The organism is Falsirhodobacter sp. alg1 (assembly GCF_000739715.2).
Classification (GTDB): Bacteria; Pseudomonadota; Alphaproteobacteria; order Rhodobacterales; family Rhodobacteraceae; genus Falsirhodobacter.
On the sequence record NZ_BBJC02000024.1, the window covers coordinates 1 to 969 of the forward strand.

1 protein-coding gene, 1 pseudogene and 1 other annotated feature are annotated in these 969 nt (G+C 57.4%); the gene and the pseudogene both read right to left on the reverse strand.

Features of this window, described 5'->3' with window-relative positions:
* Positions 1 to 199: NAD(P)-dependent oxidoreductase (locus TR36_RS15100; protein WP_045393798.1), on the reverse strand; the 199-nt coding region annotated here is incomplete at its 3' end.
* Positions 199 to 806, reverse strand: a sequence feature (23S ribosomal RNA rRNA prediction is too short). (Overlaps the previous gene by 1 nt.)
* A gap of 21 nt (positions 807 to 827) precedes the next feature.
* Positions 828 to 965 (reverse strand): annotated as a pseudogene (locus tag TR36_RS16475) (sugar ABC transporter permease); the annotation flags it as partial.
* Between the last annotated feature and the right edge of the window lie 4 nt (positions 966 to 969).

Genomic DNA, 969 nt, shown 5'->3' on the forward strand with positions numbered 1-969 from the left:
GAACAGCTTCGTTGACCGCGTGATGGGTTTCCGGCCCGCCCGGCACGGTCAGAACCAGCACATCCACCTGCGCGGCAAGGGTTTCCAGATCCGACACGAAGGCCCAGTTCGGCGTATCCTTGGCGGTCCGGCTGCAATAGCTGACGGGCATGCCGAAGGCTTCGGCCAGCTGCGCCACCCGGCGACCGACACCGCCCATTCCGAAAATGCCGATCCAGACAGCGGGGAGATCGTTACGCCATTCGTGCAGGTCGGAACTTACCCGACAAGGAATTTCGCTACCTTAGGACCGTTATAGTTACGGCCGCCGTTTACTGGGGCTTCAATTCAGAGCTTGCACCCCTCCTTTTAACCTTCCAGCACCGGGCAGGCGTCAGACCCTATACGTCGTCTTACGACTTCGCAGAGCCCTGTGTTTTAAGTAAACAGTCGCCACCCCCTGGTTTGTGCCCCCCGCCCATACTTGCGTACAGACGGGGCCTCCTTCTCGCGAACTTACGGAGGCATTTTGCCGAGTTCCTTTGATGTGGTTCTCTCAAGCGCCTTGGTATTCTCTACCAGTCCACCTGTGTCGGTTTAGGGTACGGTCTCATGGAGGGCTATTTCCAGGAACCTCTAAGCAGCCCACCCAATCCAATAAGGGCAAACTACCGTCGAGATCCGTCACTTCCTCCTGGCCCAGGAATATTAACCTGGTTCCCATCGACTACGCCTTTCGGCCTCGCCTTAGGGGCCGGCTTACCCTGCTCAGATTAGCTTTAAGGGATGATGATCGTGCTCATGATCGATGGAACGGTGATCTTCCACATCATCTGCCAACGCGACGCACCATCCACCACAGCACTTTCATAAAGCGTGGGCGAGATACCGGCCATGGCGGCAAGATAGACGATGGACTGGAAACCCGCCTCCTGCCAGATCGAGGTACCGACGAAGATGGGGCGGAACCATTCCGGCTTTGTCAGGAAG